General features: G+C 35.9%; 29 protein-coding genes. 2 read left to right on the forward strand and 27 right to left on the reverse strand.

The annotated features are described in order from the left end of the window. Positions 1 to 61: 61 nt before the first annotated feature. From NH288_RS05520 to NH288_RS05650, 27 genes are all read right to left on the reverse strand, one after another. Entirely contained in the window at positions 62 to 253 is a 192-nt protein-coding gene (locus NH288_RS05520) for a ribbon-helix-helix domain-containing protein (protein WP_265213742.1), read from the reverse strand. A gap of 1,063 nt (positions 254 to 1,316) precedes the next feature. Next, positions 1,317 to 1,781, reverse strand: a complete 465-nt coding sequence (locus NH288_RS05525; RefSeq protein WP_265213744.1) for a hypothetical protein — start codon at positions 1,779 to 1,781, stop codon at positions 1,317 to 1,319. Then, positions 1,781 to 2,119 carry a hypothetical protein gene (locus tag NH288_RS05530; RefSeq protein ID WP_265213746.1) on the reverse strand — a complete coding sequence of 113 codons (339 nt, stop codon included), beginning with the start codon at positions 2,117 to 2,119 and terminating at the stop codon, positions 1,781 to 1,783. Before NH288_RS05530 ends, NH288_RS05525 begins: the two co-directional genes overlap by 1 nt. Continuing rightward, a complete protein-coding gene (locus NH288_RS05535) occupies positions 2,112 to 2,465 on the reverse strand; it encodes a hypothetical protein (protein ID WP_265213748.1) in 354 nt (117 codons plus the stop codon). Before NH288_RS05535 ends, NH288_RS05530 begins: the two co-directional genes overlap by 8 nt. Next, positions 2,466 to 2,840 carry a MazG-like family protein gene (locus NH288_RS05540; RefSeq protein WP_265213750.1) on the reverse strand — a complete coding sequence of 125 codons (375 nt, stop codon included), beginning with the start codon at positions 2,838 to 2,840 and terminating at the stop codon, positions 2,466 to 2,468. It lies immediately after the preceding gene. Beyond that, entirely contained in the window at positions 2,837 to 3,031 is a 195-nt protein-coding gene (locus NH288_RS05545; RefSeq protein ID WP_265213752.1) for a hypothetical protein, read from the reverse strand. Before NH288_RS05545 ends, NH288_RS05540 begins: the two co-directional genes overlap by 4 nt. Positions 3,032 to 3,033: 2 nt before the next feature. Then, the gene (locus NH288_RS05550; RefSeq protein ID WP_265213754.1) at positions 3,034 to 3,228 is read right to left on the reverse strand and encodes a hypothetical protein; all 195 of its coding nucleotides are present in this window, start codon (positions 3,226 to 3,228) and stop codon (positions 3,034 to 3,036) included. Positions 3,229 to 3,230: 2 nt separating this feature from the next. Next, positions 3,231 to 3,440, reverse strand: a complete 210-nt coding sequence (locus NH288_RS05555) for a hypothetical protein (protein ID WP_265213756.1) — start codon at positions 3,438 to 3,440, stop codon at positions 3,231 to 3,233. Further along, on the reverse strand, positions 3,437 to 3,601 hold the full coding sequence (locus tag NH288_RS05560; protein ID WP_265213757.1) for a hypothetical protein: 165 nt from the start codon (positions 3,599 to 3,601) through the stop codon (positions 3,437 to 3,439). Before NH288_RS05560 ends, NH288_RS05555 begins: the two co-directional genes overlap by 4 nt. Beyond that, positions 3,594 to 4,007, reverse strand: a complete 414-nt coding sequence (locus tag NH288_RS05565) for a YopX family protein (protein WP_265213759.1) — start codon at positions 4,005 to 4,007, stop codon at positions 3,594 to 3,596. The genes NH288_RS05560 and NH288_RS05565 overlap by 8 nt, the downstream gene beginning before the upstream one ends. After that, positions 4,008 to 4,364, reverse strand: coding sequence for a hypothetical protein (locus NH288_RS05570; protein WP_265213761.1), 357 nt, complete (start codon positions 4,362 to 4,364; stop codon positions 4,008 to 4,010). A gap of 206 nt (positions 4,365 to 4,570) precedes the next feature. Next, the gene (locus NH288_RS05575; protein ID WP_265213763.1) at positions 4,571 to 4,921 is read right to left on the reverse strand and encodes a DUF1064 domain-containing protein; all 351 of its coding nucleotides are present in this window, start codon (positions 4,919 to 4,921) and stop codon (positions 4,571 to 4,573) included. Further along, positions 4,921 to 5,118, reverse strand: coding sequence for a hypothetical protein (locus NH288_RS05580; protein ID WP_265213765.1), 198 nt, complete (start codon positions 5,116 to 5,118; stop codon positions 4,921 to 4,923). Before NH288_RS05580 ends, NH288_RS05575 begins: the two co-directional genes overlap by 1 nt. Continuing rightward, on the reverse strand, positions 5,118 to 5,279 hold the full coding sequence (locus NH288_RS05585) for a hypothetical protein (protein ID WP_265213767.1): 162 nt from the start codon (positions 5,277 to 5,279) through the stop codon (positions 5,118 to 5,120). The genes NH288_RS05580 and NH288_RS05585 overlap by 1 nt, the downstream gene beginning before the upstream one ends. Then, positions 5,276 to 5,464 (reverse strand): hypothetical protein, encoded by a 189-nt coding sequence (locus NH288_RS05590; protein WP_265213768.1) that lies wholly within the window; start codon positions 5,462 to 5,464, stop codon positions 5,276 to 5,278. Before NH288_RS05590 ends, NH288_RS05585 begins: the two co-directional genes overlap by 4 nt. 15 nt (positions 5,465 to 5,479) lie before the next feature. Next, on the reverse strand, positions 5,480 to 5,941 hold the full coding sequence (locus tag NH288_RS05595; protein ID WP_265213770.1) for a single-stranded DNA-binding protein: 462 nt from the start codon (positions 5,939 to 5,941) through the stop codon (positions 5,480 to 5,482). Continuing rightward, positions 5,934 to 6,107, reverse strand: coding sequence for a hypothetical protein (locus NH288_RS05600; RefSeq protein WP_265213771.1), 174 nt, complete (start codon positions 6,105 to 6,107; stop codon positions 5,934 to 5,936). Before NH288_RS05600 ends, NH288_RS05595 begins: the two co-directional genes overlap by 8 nt. Then, complete coding sequence (locus NH288_RS05605) at positions 6,104 to 6,856, reverse strand: phage replisome organizer N-terminal domain-containing protein (protein ID WP_265213773.1); 753 nt, start codon at positions 6,854 to 6,856, stop codon at positions 6,104 to 6,106. The genes NH288_RS05600 and NH288_RS05605 overlap by 4 nt, the downstream gene beginning before the upstream one ends. Next, a complete protein-coding gene (locus tag NH288_RS05610; protein ID WP_265213775.1) occupies positions 6,857 to 7,750 on the reverse strand; it encodes a recombinase RecT in 894 nt (297 codons plus the stop codon). It abuts the gene before it with no gap. A gap of 9 nt (positions 7,751 to 7,759) precedes the next feature. Further along, positions 7,760 to 7,999 carry a hypothetical protein gene (locus NH288_RS05615; RefSeq protein WP_265213777.1) on the reverse strand — a complete coding sequence of 80 codons (240 nt, stop codon included), beginning with the start codon at positions 7,997 to 7,999 and terminating at the stop codon, positions 7,760 to 7,762. Next, positions 7,992 to 8,927, reverse strand: coding sequence for a YqaJ viral recombinase family protein (locus NH288_RS05620; protein ID WP_265213779.1), 936 nt, complete (start codon positions 8,925 to 8,927; stop codon positions 7,992 to 7,994). Before NH288_RS05620 ends, NH288_RS05615 begins: the two co-directional genes overlap by 8 nt. Next, positions 8,924 to 9,187, reverse strand: coding sequence for a hypothetical protein (locus NH288_RS05625; RefSeq protein ID WP_265213781.1), 264 nt, complete (start codon positions 9,185 to 9,187; stop codon positions 8,924 to 8,926). Before NH288_RS05625 ends, NH288_RS05620 begins: the two co-directional genes overlap by 4 nt. Beyond that, positions 9,184 to 9,369 carry a hypothetical protein gene (locus NH288_RS05630; RefSeq protein ID WP_265213782.1) on the reverse strand — a complete coding sequence of 62 codons (186 nt, stop codon included), beginning with the start codon at positions 9,367 to 9,369 and terminating at the stop codon, positions 9,184 to 9,186. Before NH288_RS05630 ends, NH288_RS05625 begins: the two co-directional genes overlap by 4 nt. A gap of 80 nt (positions 9,370 to 9,449) precedes the next feature. Further along, positions 9,450 to 9,710: a hypothetical protein gene (locus tag NH288_RS05635; RefSeq protein WP_265213784.1), complete on the reverse strand. Its 261-nt coding sequence runs from the start codon at positions 9,708 to 9,710 to the stop codon at positions 9,450 to 9,452. Between the two features lie 8 nt (positions 9,711 to 9,718). Next, positions 9,719 to 9,940, reverse strand: a complete 222-nt coding sequence (locus NH288_RS05640; protein WP_265213786.1) for a hypothetical protein — start codon at positions 9,938 to 9,940, stop codon at positions 9,719 to 9,721. Between the two features lie 13 nt (positions 9,941 to 9,953). Continuing rightward, on the reverse strand, positions 9,954 to 10,733 hold the full coding sequence (locus tag NH288_RS05645) for a phage antirepressor KilAC domain-containing protein (RefSeq protein WP_265213788.1): 780 nt from the start codon (positions 10,731 to 10,733) through the stop codon (positions 9,954 to 9,956). Between the two features lie 66 nt (positions 10,734 to 10,799). Continuing rightward, positions 10,800 to 11,015 (reverse strand): helix-turn-helix transcriptional regulator, encoded by a 216-nt coding sequence (locus tag NH288_RS05650; RefSeq protein WP_265213790.1) that lies wholly within the window; start codon positions 11,013 to 11,015, stop codon positions 10,800 to 10,802. Between the two features lie 172 nt (positions 11,016 to 11,187). Here NH288_RS05650 and NH288_RS05655 point away from each other — a divergent pair, with 172 nt between their 5' ends. Next, complete coding sequence (locus tag NH288_RS05655) at positions 11,188 to 11,793, forward strand: LexA family protein (RefSeq protein WP_265213792.1); 606 nt, start codon at positions 11,188 to 11,190, stop codon at positions 11,791 to 11,793. A 46-nt stretch (positions 11,794 to 11,839) separates the two neighbouring features. Further along, complete coding sequence (locus NH288_RS05660; RefSeq protein ID WP_265213794.1) at positions 11,840 to 12,457, forward strand: DUF5067 domain-containing protein; 618 nt, start codon at positions 11,840 to 11,842, stop codon at positions 12,455 to 12,457. Positions 12,458 to 12,759 lie beyond the last annotated feature (302 nt).

The following is a 12,759-nucleotide window of genomic DNA, read 5'->3' on the forward strand; positions in this document are numbered from 1 at the left end:
CCTCGCTTTCTAAAATAAGTACAAAAAAAGACAAGCCTTTTACAACTTGCCTTAATATAAATTATAATTTTTCTTCTAGTTCCTTAATAACTAGATCAATGCCTTTTCTAACAATCTTTGTCTTAGTGGTATTAAGTTTGTCAGCAAGATAATCTAATTTATCATTAGTATCTTCATCAACCCTAATACCAATCCTTGTAGTTTTAGGCTTGCCAATAACAGGCCTGCCCATCTTCTTTTTATCTTTAGACAAAATACTTGCCTTTCTCTTACTCTAACATATAATGTTAGTACAAGGGGCGAGTAAGAACCCCTGTACTATTTGTTTATTTAGAAGACTTTTTGTTAAGCTAGAAGGTCTTCTATTTTTTTTATGGTTTCTTCTTTAACACCGTCATCTTTTAGAATTTGAATGATAGCTTTCATCAAAGTTTCAAAGATTTTATTAGTCATTTTTTCTTCCATAATCTCCCTCCTCTTACTCGTATTCAGTAATCTCTTACTGTTAATTATATCATACATTAATGTTCGACATAAGTCAAGGACTTTTTAAAATTTTTTTATTTTTTTGTATGCAAAAAGGAGAGCGACTGAACTCTCCTTACTGCTGGGCTTTAGCTAAAAGCTGGGTTGAGGTTTAAGATGAGATTGAGGATTGCAAGTTCTCATTCATTCATACATAGATTCTACCGTAAAATCTACCTCTAAATTGTGAAAGGTACTTTCATAGTATCTCCTACTAATATTCTATCATATTTGGTTAAAAATACAAGTTTTTTAAACAGGACAACTAGATCATCTCTCGCAAATTTATTTTCTTTTAAGGAGGTGACGGTAACACCCAATCACTTCAACACCTGCTAAAAAACTAAATTAAAATCATATTACTTGTTATTTTTAAACCATTCGTAAAGCTTCACCATAGAGTAAACACAGCCAGGTAAAGCTATGGAGATACTAATTACTTGAAATAGTTCTTGCAACTATATATCCTTTCACAGCAAAAACCTTGTTGATTGTCTCCATAATAATCTTTTTTTAACAATTAGTCAAGCCATATTTATTTAAGCCTATCAGCCAGACCACCAACAACCAATGAAAAACAAACATATTAACGACATAAAGTAGCACTATCCGGGTAATCAAAGTTTATAAATATAAGGAGGGCGTTGGCAGCCTGACTCATAAGCTTAAAGGCATAAAAAAAGACGGTATCGCTACCGCCTGTAATTATAGAGTTAAACAGTTTTTTAAAAATTAGTTACACTTTAACATCTTACCTAAATTATATACTTTTTAGGTGTTTTTGTCCACCCCTACTCATGAATCATCTTGTAAATTCTTAGCAAGGCCAAATCAGACTTCTTCCAGATAGCCGACTTAGACAAGCCATATTCAGCCCCTAGAAGCCTCATAGTAGAAGTGCCATGTATCCATATCCTAAAGACGATACCTATCATTTTAGAGTCATCTAGGCTCTTAATAGCCCAGTCTAAATCTTTATACTCACCCTTGATATCCTTGATAAGTTTCTCCCTGCTATGGATCTCATCCATCACCTTACAAATCTTACTTTCTTGGCTGCTACCACCCCCTTTACTTGGATTAGTATTAGCAAGGCCAGAGCCTACCCCTTGGATACTCTCCCTCTTGATAGCAATCTCAAGCCTTAACTCATCAATCTTCTTAAGACACTCCCCATACTCCTTGAGAGTCGCCTTAGTATCAGCAATACGCTTCTTATCCTTAATCTTCTTAAGGTCTTTAATATGTTTTTCCATCAAGCAATCCTCCCCTTAATCTTATCCCTAGTCCCATAGTCAATTTTAAGTATCTGAGTAGGTTTTATAGACATCTCCTCCAGCAAATCCTCAAAAGTCACATATCCTAGATTAATAGAGTCAAGCAAACTATCAAGCCTAGCCCCGTATTGCTCAATCCTCTTTTGTCCAAAGCCAAACTCAAGCCTTAAAGCCTCCACAGTCAGGCCAAGGAACTTAATAACAAGCTCCTTATTAGCCTCCTCATTCTGCTTTCTAAAATATTCAGACAATTCGTCAATATCCGACTCCTTAAGATTGAGATTTTTAGTAAATCTTCGCTTCATCTGCCTATTCATCTTCTAACTCCTTAATCCTATTAAAAACATAATCAATACTCCCCTTAATCTCTTCTTTAGTCATCCTGTACACATCCTCAACCTCATAATCCTTAGTCAAAGCCATCATATACATCTCCTCCTTAGATGGTATGAGCATAGTAACCACAAGGGAAATTATAAAAAATACCCCAGCAACCTTTAAAAACCTTTTAATCAATTTTTCTTCAGAACCATCTAATGTTCCAGTAGTATGCAGATAAAACAATCCTCCAAAAAACAAAGCTGCCATCGATAAAAGCTCAAAGAGGAGGGAGGTATTGCCAAATTTATCCAAAAAAGAAATTAAATATATAATCTTACCCATCTACAGATCCTCCTCCTTCACAAACGTACCATGTAGAGTCTTTCCTTTCCTATCCTTAATCTTATCATAAGCCATAGACAAGCACTCAACAGGGTCAACCCCAATCTGCTCACAAAGGATAATCAAGGTTACAAAAACATCTCCCATTTCATCCTTCATACTCATCCACACATCATGTTCCTTAATCGAAAAATCCTGCTCGATCTTTTTATCGTGTTTGAATTTTTTATACAAACCCCAAATATTAAATTCAGTCTTAAACTCGAAGACCTCCTCGATAAACTTCATAAACTGTTTAGGGGCATTTTCAGCGTGGAGCAAATCCTTATCATCTGCCCAACTTAACACTTTTTCTTGTAATTGTTCAAAGGTCATCTATATCTCCCATTTTCAATCTCATATAATCTTGAGTTTATATTTTTTCTAATCCTGTTTATTAACATAGCATTGATATCTGCTTTATCATCTTCTTTAGCATCTGAAGGATTTCTAAACATATTGTTTTTTAATTCTTCAAAATCAACTTCGCAAGCTGAAAGCAATTTTTCTACCTCTTTAATTTTCATCTTCAATCTCCCCATTGCATGGTCACAAAAACAGTATCGGTTTCATATAAATAATTTGTATCTGCCACATCTAAAGGGGTGTAAATTTCTTCGCAGCATCCTAAATTGTCGTTATATATTTGTTCAAGCAATTCAACTTTCAAGTCACTTTCAGGGTCAAAATCAGAAAACCACTCTAAAAAATCTTTTACTTTCATGTCTAAACCTCATAAATACATTTAATATCTAAAGGGTCAATATACCTTATCCCATCATCGTCCATAACTATAGCCAAAGGATATGCTCTTATTCCACCTTTGTGTCCATACACTACAGGTTCAGGTCTAAGCACTTCTGAATATTGATAAAACCCAAAGAACTCTCTATCAAGTATTTCTCCATTATTATTTTTGTACATACATTTTTTCATCTTTTACCCTCCATCTTCTCATCAATAACTTTAGTAGCCCCATAAAGAACCACCGCCCCCATTAAACAAAGCAAAAGGCTTTTCCAACCATACCAATCCATAAAAATCTTTAAAACCATCAGCCACAAAAGCCAATCGTTGATATCTCTTTTTCTAGTCATTTTTTACCTCTATATCTTGATCCTCGTAAATATTTCCTACTACATAGCAATTTCCTGCAAGCCTGGTATTTTCATCTGAAATATCTTCAAAGCTTGTATAATCCCCATCATGTTTGATATATGAACCAAAGCATCCGATAAGCACTTCACCTTTAAATGATTCTTCGCCATCTCTATACTCTATAAGGTCTCCCTCATATATATCCTTGCCTTCTTCATCTTTTAAACCTGTAGACCACATAAGATTAACTTCATCAAAACCCCTTACAATATCAAGGCTTACTTCATCTTCGTTACCTTCAAAATCATCTGCATAGTACATAACTTCTTTATTAGTAAAGTCAATATACTTAACATCTCTAACAACCTTTAAATGCTTGTCATAGACCCTACATTTTGCATACATTTAGTCTTCCTCTTCCTCTTCTTGATTCTTGTTCTCTTCAATGTTTGCTTTTACTTCTTCTATTTTTCTTTCTGTTTCTTCAATAATCCTTTCATAATAATCTTTACTCCATTGGTCATGTTCTGATTCAAGCCTTTTTTCATAATTTGCTTTGTTACGCTCCAATCTCCTTAGATAGGCCTCTTCGCTTTCTAGTGACATACAAAGCACTGGTTCAAAACTTGCTCTTATATACTTTCCACAATTAGGACATTCCACTAACTCGTCTTGTTCGTTCCCATCCATATCACAAACTTCTACTACATCGTCTGGCTCTATTTCATGGTTGCAATATGGACAATAATCACTTTCTAACATCTTAAAATCTCCTTTTGTTTATTAAAGTGCTAAGTTTCTCAACACTTATTCCCTTCTTCTCCGCTCTTCTCAACACTTACTGCGTTCTTCTCAACTCTTACAAAAGCCCTATATTTCAACATTTCAGTAAAATCTTTATAAATCTACTCAACTTTTCTCAACTTTTCTCCGTTTTACTCAACACTTCCAATTGTTACTCCTTTAATTTACATAATTTCAAGAAATTCATATTCATCGCCATATTTCAGTAAAAACAATCTCTTTTTAAGGCTATAAACTTCAGTTTTTGTAGCTACTGATTTTACATCCTCAACAATATTTTTCTTTTTATTGCAATCATAATATTTAAAATCGGCAAAATAAGATATTCTTTTTAAAGTTTCTCCCTCTCTCCTAATCGTGGGGATCAAAAGAAACTGAGGCTGGAGGACAAGGTCAGTTATAGCCCCGCCCCTCTCCAAAAGCTTAAGCTCCTTATATCTCCTAGCCTCCTTCATGCTAGCAAAATTGATACCATCGACTTTGACTTTTTTGTTTTTGTACTTGTTGTAAGCCATCAATCCTCCACCAACCTATAACCTAACTTAGTAAGGCTAATAGAAAGACCATCAAGGCTTATAGTAGTCCCCCTGCTATCCTGTGTAATCTGCACATAAACATCACAATACTTAAAATTGCCATTTGTAAAATCTACATCTTTTTCATCTAATCCCTGGACAACTTTTTTAAGCTTTATAAATTTTCTATTTTTCATTAATCCTCCAAATACCAATAAGTGACTTGGTTAAGCCTAAACATTCCAATCTGTAAATCGCCTTTAAAAACTCTTAAATAACCTGCAAATTCATCTACATCATAATCATCAGCTTCAAGAGTCCTAGACCTGCCATTAATAAGTCCAACAACTAACTTCATAACATCCTCACTTTCCAAGTCTTCCTATAATTTATCTTGACCTCACTCACCTTGTAAGCCCCTTTGTCAAAGACTGCCAAGTTTTCAGTCATATGAGAAAACCTCGCCTTGTACTTTCTTTCATCCTCTCTCATATCAGCATCAAGCCTTGTAATCTCGTACAATTGACCTTCTTTAAATTTCATTGATTCACCTCCAAATCAAAATGGAATGCGACCTTCGTCTTGTATCTCGCTAAAATCGTCCTCAAAAAACTCGTTATTTTGATTTTGATTGCCTCGGCTAGTATTTACACCTGAATTACTTTTACTTCCCTCCTGAGTCGAATTAGATAGGTATTCGACACTATCAGCGACTATATCTGTAGTGTAAATTGTCTTACCTGTTTCTCTATCTTGGTAGCTCCCAGTCTGAATCCTGCCCTCGATGGCACATTGCCTGCCCTTACTTAGATATCTAGAAGCATTCTCGCCCATCTTGCCCCAGACAATAATCCTAGGGAAGTCAGCGGTCTGGCGATTACTCGCCTCCGCCTCCTCTCTTTTGTCCTTGCTTAGCTTTCTATCAAGGGCTAGGGTAAAAGTGCAAACCGCTTGATTAGACTGTGTATATCTTAGTTCAGGATCTCTTGTAAGTCTCCCGATTAGAATCGCCTTATTCATGTAAACTCCTTACAAAATCACTGACTTTCTTGTGCAAACCATCAAATACTTTTCTTATCTTTTTAGCATCTTCATCAATAAAAAAACCATCTTCATTGTCTTGTGAAAGCTCAGTCAGAATATCATTAAGCATTTTTACTTCATCATCTGTTAAATCTATCTTCATTTATTCATCCTCATTTTCTTAATCTCTCTATCAGCCACAAAGCCAACAGTAAAGTCTTCATAATTATCTACATCTCTCAGCATCTCAAGTACATATTTAAAGCTAGAGACCTTTACTTTTCTTTCATCCCTAATCACTACTAGGGTATACAAGACATTTCTCCAACCATATTGCTCGATAGCCCTATCAAATAAAGCCCTATCATCCACACTTGAGTTGTTCTTAACCGACTGGCAGTAGCAGCGATAAGTTAATTCTTCCTCTATGCTGCTGCTCTTACTCTTATCTCTTATCTCTTGCTCTATATCTTGCTCTTGCTCTGTGTTACATTTTGTTACATCAATGTTACTTTGTAACGCTTGACCGTTACTTTGTAACTCCTTTTGTTTTTTTCTATGCTTCCTTACACGTCTTGCTGACTGGGTTTCAGACCCAATCAAGGCTGGTACTTCATTTAGAAAAACATCATCATTTACATATTCAATAAGATCATTAGCATTACAGAAAGCTAGAGTCATTTTTATATCGTCAATTTCTTCATCGATATCAAGGGCTAATTGGTGATAAATATCTTCATCAGTCCCCTCAAACTCGATAACCCCCTCATTATTTATGCTTAAAAGCTGGAGTTTAAGGTAGATGATGGTGTAAGTATCACCACCAGCCACCTTTCTTAGTTTTTTCATCTTTCGACTATCAAAGAAATCATCCTTTAATTTTAGCCAATAATACCTCTTATTATCACCCAATTAGACCTCCTTGACAGGCTCAAAATCATCACCAAAGAGTCCAGACTGCTTGTCTACCTCGATAATCTCGCCCGTCTCCTTGTCGACATTAGCTGGAGCTTCCTTTTCTTCTTCCTCTACTACTTCAGGCTCAATCTCATAATCGACTTGGTAGACTCTTTCGCCGCTTTCAGCCTTGCTAGTCTTTTCAAAGTTAGCATTATCAAAGTTTGTCGCTTGGACTAGTGCCTGACTTTCTATTGCCTTAGGTGCATATTTTAGAACCTGGATCAGTGCAGATTTTTTGGCCATGGAGTCAAAGTTAGTCTTCCAAGGCCCGCTATTATATGATTTTGAATAGGTCTTACCATATTTCTGGGCATCAGCCTTTGACATATAGAAGACATCCTGACCCCCGTCCTTGGTTTGATAGATAGCATAGTAGCCTATGACATCTCCACTATCACCAGTCAGGCAAGGTTTATGAGAAATCTCACCACTACCATAATCGAAATCAAAGTCTTCATTTGCTCTTACCTCACGGGCAGTTATCCTCTTAAATTGCCCTGTATTGTAGGCTAATTTTAATAATCCTTGATATCCTAGCTGGAAGTTAACTGTTTTACCATAAGGGATAAGGTAAGCCTCCCCAAGTGGTGTATTAAATTCAAGACCAAGCTGGGCAGAGTTCATAATTGCCGCCAGTAAAGACTCCTGACTACACTCAGCAAGCTTAGGATTAGAATTAATAGCGGTAAGGGCAGTCCTAATAAACTTTTCAACAGTTAGGTAAGAAGGTAAAGCGTTTTGAATCTCCCCCTTCATTGCCATCAATAAGCCTCTAACGGTATTGTTTTGTTTTTTTGCTGGTGCTTTGTTTTGTGTGTTCTTTAGTGCTTGTTTTGCGTTAGTCATGTAATCCTCCTAAAAAGCTTCGTCTGGTTTTTCTAATACTGATATTTTTTTCTCAAGTTTATCTGTCATTTGATAGTATTTATCCCTTTGTTCTCTAGCTAAATCTAACTGCCCTAAAATCTCATGTTGTTTATTTATAAGCTGAGCCTTTTCAACTCTCAGCCTAGTGATTTCATTTTTTAAAGTCTCTATATAATCTTTTGTTATGTCACTTAAAACATCAGCGTAATTTTTGTTTCTTTTATTCACTCATAATCTCCTTTAAATTAAATCTCCTAGACTCAGTAACCTTTGAAAACTCCTCAAAAATCTCTGGTCTTTCCTTCTTTATTCTCTTAGTGTCAATCCTAGTAGTAACAACAGGCTTATAAGTAACCTGTAAAAACTCGCTCCTGCCATAGTCGTGGTCTCCTAACTGTAGCTTGATTTTCTGTTCAAACTCCTTATTATCAGCATCAAGGGTCTTGATAAGGTCTTTTCTATCCTTGTAGGCCTCATAGTCTTGTTTATTTATTTCAAGGTCCAGCCCCTCTTCAAGACCACCCTTAAACCTATCTTTTAAAGCTTGGTCATACTCATCCGATCCATCTGGAGCTGGCATCTCTCCCTTTTCTACATAGTTAGTCCAAAAATCAATCTCCTGTGCTTCTAACATCTGAATCACTTCTTCATCCCTTTCTATCTCCCTGATAATAAAATCAGTAGAGAAAATCAGGCAAGCTATATAACACTTCTTAGCCCCAGTAACCATCATGTAGTGGTGGCATTGTAGCTCGTAATTTATAGGAATAGCCCCATCTGCCCACTTATCTTTTGCATAAGGGCTTGTAGTCTTGCACTCAAGGATTGCATCCTCCCCAACCACTTCCCTATCTATGTCAGCAAACATGAAAGGATAATCCTTTCTTGCCATCATAAAGTTATTTCTTCTTACCTTCTTACCAGTAGCCTCTGTAAATCTCTTAGCCACATAATCTTCAAGGTCTCGACCCTGCCTTAGGATCTCATTATCAATATCTTTTACAACCTGACCAGTCTTTTCAAGGTATAAGCTAGCCTTAGATTTCCAAGGATTAAGACCACAGGCGGCCGCTGCATCTGACCCGCCTATGCCCTTAGTCCTCATCTTAAGCCAATCCTCCCTGGTCAATTCAGTTAAATTAGCAATCTTTTTCATATTAAATCCCTCAAATATAAGCTTTCTTGAAGGGCCATATCCCTCCTATACTCATCATCAAGTTCTTCTTCGTAAGCTTCATCTTCAGATGATAACTCTGTATCTAAAATCTCAATATCATCAACATAAGAGTCGATTTCTTCGGCATCACTTAACATAGCCTTAACCGCCCTATCAACACTTCCATCATAAAGTCTGTCAAGCTCGACCTTATCTATAAAAACTTCGTACTCTTTAGTAAGTGCAAAACTAATCCTCATAATTTATCCATATACCTCCTATGTCTTTCCCTGCTTTCAATTGCTATATCTACATGCTTAAGCTTGGTCATGTTATCATCTGTCATCTCCTTGCTTAACAGTATTTCTCTAACCTTTTCTAAATCATCATCAGATAGTGTCTGAATGGATTCACTAAATTCCACTTGATCTTTCGCTTTCAAAACTTGTCCTTTTTTCTTAAAACTTGTATAATTTTCATGAGTTAATTTCAATTTTGCCTAGTTCCAGCTAGGCAATTTTTTTATATCATCCATAAACCAATCACTAGGCTTATAATTGCAAAAGGTATGCCCCAAATCTGACAGTAAGGAGTCTTGCCATACATAGCAATCATCAACCATATAAAGGCTATTAGGGTTGTAATCATTTTTTCTGTGATTCTATTTGTTACGAAGCCCTCAATTTCTTTAAGTGCTAAAGATTCCTCAAGGTCCTTAGCTCCACACTTAATAAGCTCAATTCTCTTCTTTCTACTCCTAGGGATTCTTCCTCTTTCTTGCATAATTCCTCCTATAAAACCCATCCACCCTTAAAAGGTGAAATCTTTCCTTCTTCCACTAACTTCAAACTAAACATATCAACATAAATCATATCTTCGCTCCCTTTTCCCAAGAAAGTAGCCCCGAAGCTATACTTATCAGCCTTAAGCCCGCAGACAATCGCCTGCTCAGTAACTCCAAGTATCTTTGCCGCTTCCTTAACTCCTTCTTTCTTAACTAATCTTTTCTCCACCTATAAGCACCTCCTATCCTAAAAACTTATTAACAAAGTATATCTGCCCCTTGCCTGTGACCTTGGTAGTAGTAGTTACAACATTTGCCCCGCTGCTATCTACATATGAACCCTTCTTCATCTCGAATAATCCTTGCTCGATGTATACTTGCTTAGGCTGGTTCTTTCTTTCGCCACCCTTGCACAAATATCCATTATTCCTTAACCAGGCGAATAAGTTATTCTGGCCAATCTTCTTTTGAGCCTTGCCCGTCCTAATAGCCTCTTGGCTTATCATCTTAGCTAGTTCACCAATCAAACATGACTTGTTAGAAGCTGAAACAGTATCAGCAAATAGAACCTTAGGCTTGTTTTTCTCAATCTGTGCCTCTGCTAAAGCCCTCTTGGCCTTCTCTTCCTTGAGGTTAGTCGCAAGCATAATCAAATAGTCAGGATCTGTAAGAGTTCTTTCAATGACTCCATCAGTCATATAAGCCCCGTGCTTTCTAATCGCTGGTAGGACCTCTGAGGTAACCCAATCCGCAAATCTTTCTGCCTCTGGTTTTCTTGACTGGAAAACTAGTTTGTATAGATTAGCTTCATTGATAAAATTAGCTAATTGAGTTCTTCCCATACTATCGATGACCTCATTACTAATGACCCCATCTTTATTAAGTCTTGACTTTGCTTGACTAGGATTGTTTATCTCTAAAATCCTACAAACATCATTGAGTGCAAAATATGGTTCATCATCAATAATCGATGTTCTCACTTCTCCAAACTCATTATTTTCAAATATCTTTAATTCTTTCATTAATCCTCCTTAGACACTTTAAGTTGTTTATTATTATAAAAAAGCAACTATTAGTGTTATTTTTAATTAAAAAAATAATTCATCTATGCTTTTATCAAATAACATAGAATATTTGATCTTTATATCATCACTAGGTGTTCTTCTACCTTGTTCATACATACCAACCGCAGATACAGTCAATCCAAACATATCCGCAAGTTGTTTTCTACTCATCCCTGCATTTATTCTTAATTTTCTTAATTTATTCCCTAATTTTCTATTGATAGCTTCAATATCTACCACCCCCTCAATATCTTATCTTGATACCATTATAACACTTTTAGTGTTAATGTCAAGATTTTTTTGATATTTTCTTTAAAATTAACACTAAATGTTGGGTTTAACCTCTTTTATTTAACACAATTTGTGTTATAATAAAATAAAAGAACACAAAGCGTTTTAGAAAGGAGAAACCATGAGTGTAGGAAATAGATTAAGACACTTAAGAAGTCTATCAGGAAAGACCCAAGGCGAACTAGCCAAACAATTATATGTTACAGCTTCAAGCATAGGCATGTATGAAAGAGATGAAAGAACGCCAAGCACAGATGTATTAAAAAAATACTCACAGTTATTCGATGTGTCCCTCGACTACATTCTAGGTAACGAACGCCCAGTAGAAGGCCAAGACTACATAACAATCAATGTTTACGGCAGCATACCAGCAGGAATACCGATAGAAGCAATAGAAGAAATAACCGACACCGAAGACCTATCCCTAAAAGAATACGACAAAAACAAGACCTATCTAGGCCTAAAAGTAGATGGTGATTCCATGTATCCCAAATACCTAGATGGTGACACCGTAATAATAGAAAAATGCCCAGACTGCGAAAGTGGCACAGACGCAGCGGTTTATGTCAATGGCTACGAAGCCACTTTAAAGACAGTTATAAAAAATCAAAATGGCACAGTAACCCTAAGACCAATAAACCCAAACTACTCCCCTCAAACCTACGGCCCAGGAGACGAACCCGTCAGGATCCTAGGAATAGTAAAAGAAATCAGAAGAAAAATATAGGTATCTAGCCGCAAGGCTTTATATATAAAAAATATAGGAGGAAATTATGAAAAAAGCATTATTAGTGCTAATTGCAGCAAGCTTATTAGCAGCATGTGGGAACGAAAAAAAGGAAGAACAAATCCCAACCCAACCTGAGGTATCTGAAGAAAATCAAATGGAACCTGAAACAGAGGCTGTTGAAGAGGCTGAACAGCCTATAGAAGAACCAGTAGAGGAACCAGTAGAGGAAGAAGTAAAATCTAGTCAAATTATCCAATCTCAGCCAGGAGAAACACAAAAAGAAGATTATTTTGCATGGGAAACAGACGATGGAATTTACAAACAAACTGGAGACGCTTTTATAACTAATTCAAAATATGATGATTCTAAAATATTAGTAATCCCTATAAATTTTACAAATAAAAAACAAGATACAGCTGATCCATGGATGACTTTTATCTTTGATTTCAAAATGTATCAAGAAGATGAAAATCAAGAATATATATTAAATGGGGGCCAAGGCTCAGTTTCAGATGAATATACATCTCCAATAAGTATGAATATAAAAACAGGTGGCAGTGTGGATTATTACATCACTTATACTTTAGAATTGCCAGAAGCAGATGTAAAGATAACACCACAATTTGGAAATGGGGGATATTACACATTTAAACAACATTAAAAATAAATAATATATTGTTAACCCCAACAAAGCCCTAGGATAAGCCAACCTAGGGCTAAAAAAAGACTATCCATTAGACACTTAAAGGGTATAGAAAAGTCCTACCCACAAGGGCAGGACTCACGCACAATTACCATACCACAACCAACGGTAAAACCCGAATCATAAATAAAAAGAAAGACTAACTATTAAAAGTCAAGAGGTGAAACAAAGAAAATATAAGTAATGATATTGATAAAAACTGAATAAAAATAAGCATGAAAAAGCACCCTAAAGTTTAAGATTAAAAATAGGGTTAGTAA

It is taken from the genome of Anaerococcus sp. NML200537 (genome assembly GCF_026131715.1).
GTDB lineage: Bacteria > Bacillota > Clostridia > Tissierellales > Peptoniphilaceae > Anaerococcus > Anaerococcus kampingae.

Bases quoted from the DNA above. Each gene is read 5' to 3' on its own strand.
- NH288_RS05525 (WP_265213744.1), bottom strand. From the start codon at position 1,781: ATGGAAAAACATATTAAAGACCTTAAGAAGATTAAGGATAAGAAGCGT.
- NH288_RS05530 (WP_265213746.1), bottom strand. From the start codon at position 2,119: ATGAATAGGCAGATGAAGCGAAGATTTACTAAAAATCTCAATCTTAAG.
- NH288_RS05535 (WP_265213748.1), bottom strand. From the start codon at position 2,465: ATGGGTAAGATTATATATTTAATTTCTTTTTTGGATAAATTTGGCAAT.
- NH288_RS05540 (WP_265213750.1), bottom strand. From the start codon at position 2,840: ATGACCTTTGAACAATTACAAGAAAAAGTGTTAAGTTGGGCAGATGAT.
- NH288_RS05545 (WP_265213752.1), bottom strand. From the start codon at position 3,031: ATGAAAATTAAAGAGGTAGAAAAATTGCTTTCAGCTTGCGAAGTTGAT.
- NH288_RS05550 (WP_265213754.1), bottom strand. From the start codon at position 3,228: ATGAAAGTAAAAGATTTTTTAGAGTGGTTTTCTGATTTTGACCCTGAA.
- NH288_RS05555 (WP_265213756.1), bottom strand. From the start codon at position 3,440: ATGAAAAAATGTATGTACAAAAATAATAATGGAGAAATACTTGATAGA.
- NH288_RS05560 (WP_265213757.1), bottom strand. From the start codon at position 3,601: ATGACTAGAAAAAGAGATATCAACGATTGGCTTTTGTGGCTGATGGTT.
- NH288_RS05565 (WP_265213759.1), bottom strand. From the start codon at position 4,007: ATGTATGCAAAATGTAGGGTCTATGACAAGCATTTAAAGGTTGTTAGA.
- NH288_RS05570 (WP_265213761.1), bottom strand. From the start codon at position 4,364: ATGTTAGAAAGTGATTATTGTCCATATTGCAACCATGAAATAGAGCCA.
- NH288_RS05575 (WP_265213763.1), bottom strand. From the start codon at position 4,921: ATGGCTTACAACAAGTACAAAAACAAAAAAGTCAAAGTCGATGGTATC.
- NH288_RS05580 (WP_265213765.1), bottom strand. From the start codon at position 5,118: ATGAAAAATAGAAAATTTATAAAGCTTAAAAAAGTTGTCCAGGGATTA.
- NH288_RS05585 (WP_265213767.1), bottom strand. From the start codon at position 5,279: ATGAAGTTAGTTGTTGGACTTATTAATGGCAGGTCTAGGACTCTTGAA.
- NH288_RS05590 (WP_265213768.1), bottom strand. From the start codon at position 5,464: ATGAAATTTAAAGAAGGTCAATTGTACGAGATTACAAGGCTTGATGCT.
- NH288_RS05595 (WP_265213770.1), bottom strand. From the start codon at position 5,941: ATGAATAAGGCGATTCTAATCGGGAGACTTACAAGAGATCCTGAACTA.
- NH288_RS05600 (WP_265213771.1), bottom strand. From the start codon at position 6,107: ATGAAGATAGATTTAACAGATGATGAAGTAAAAATGCTTAATGATATT.
- NH288_RS05610 (WP_265213775.1), bottom strand. From the start codon at position 7,750: ATGACTAACGCAAAACAAGCACTAAAGAACACACAAAACAAAGCACCA.
- NH288_RS05620 (WP_265213779.1), bottom strand. From the start codon at position 8,927: ATGAAAAAGATTGCTAATTTAACTGAATTGACCAGGGAGGATTGGCTT.
- NH288_RS05625 (WP_265213781.1), bottom strand. From the start codon at position 9,187: ATGAGGATTAGTTTTGCACTTACTAAAGAGTACGAAGTTTTTATAGAT.
- NH288_RS05635 (WP_265213784.1), bottom strand. From the start codon at position 9,710: ATGCAAGAAAGAGGAAGAATCCCTAGGAGTAGAAAGAAGAGAATTGAG.
- NH288_RS05645 (WP_265213788.1), bottom strand. From the start codon at position 10,733: ATGAAAGAATTAAAGATATTTGAAAATAATGAGTTTGGAGAAGTGAGA.
- NH288_RS05655 (WP_265213792.1), top strand. From the start codon at position 11,188: ATGAGTGTAGGAAATAGATTAAGACACTTAAGAAGTCTATCAGGAAAG.
- NH288_RS05660 (WP_265213794.1), top strand. From the start codon at position 11,840: ATGAAAAAAGCATTATTAGTGCTAATTGCAGCAAGCTTATTAGCAGCA.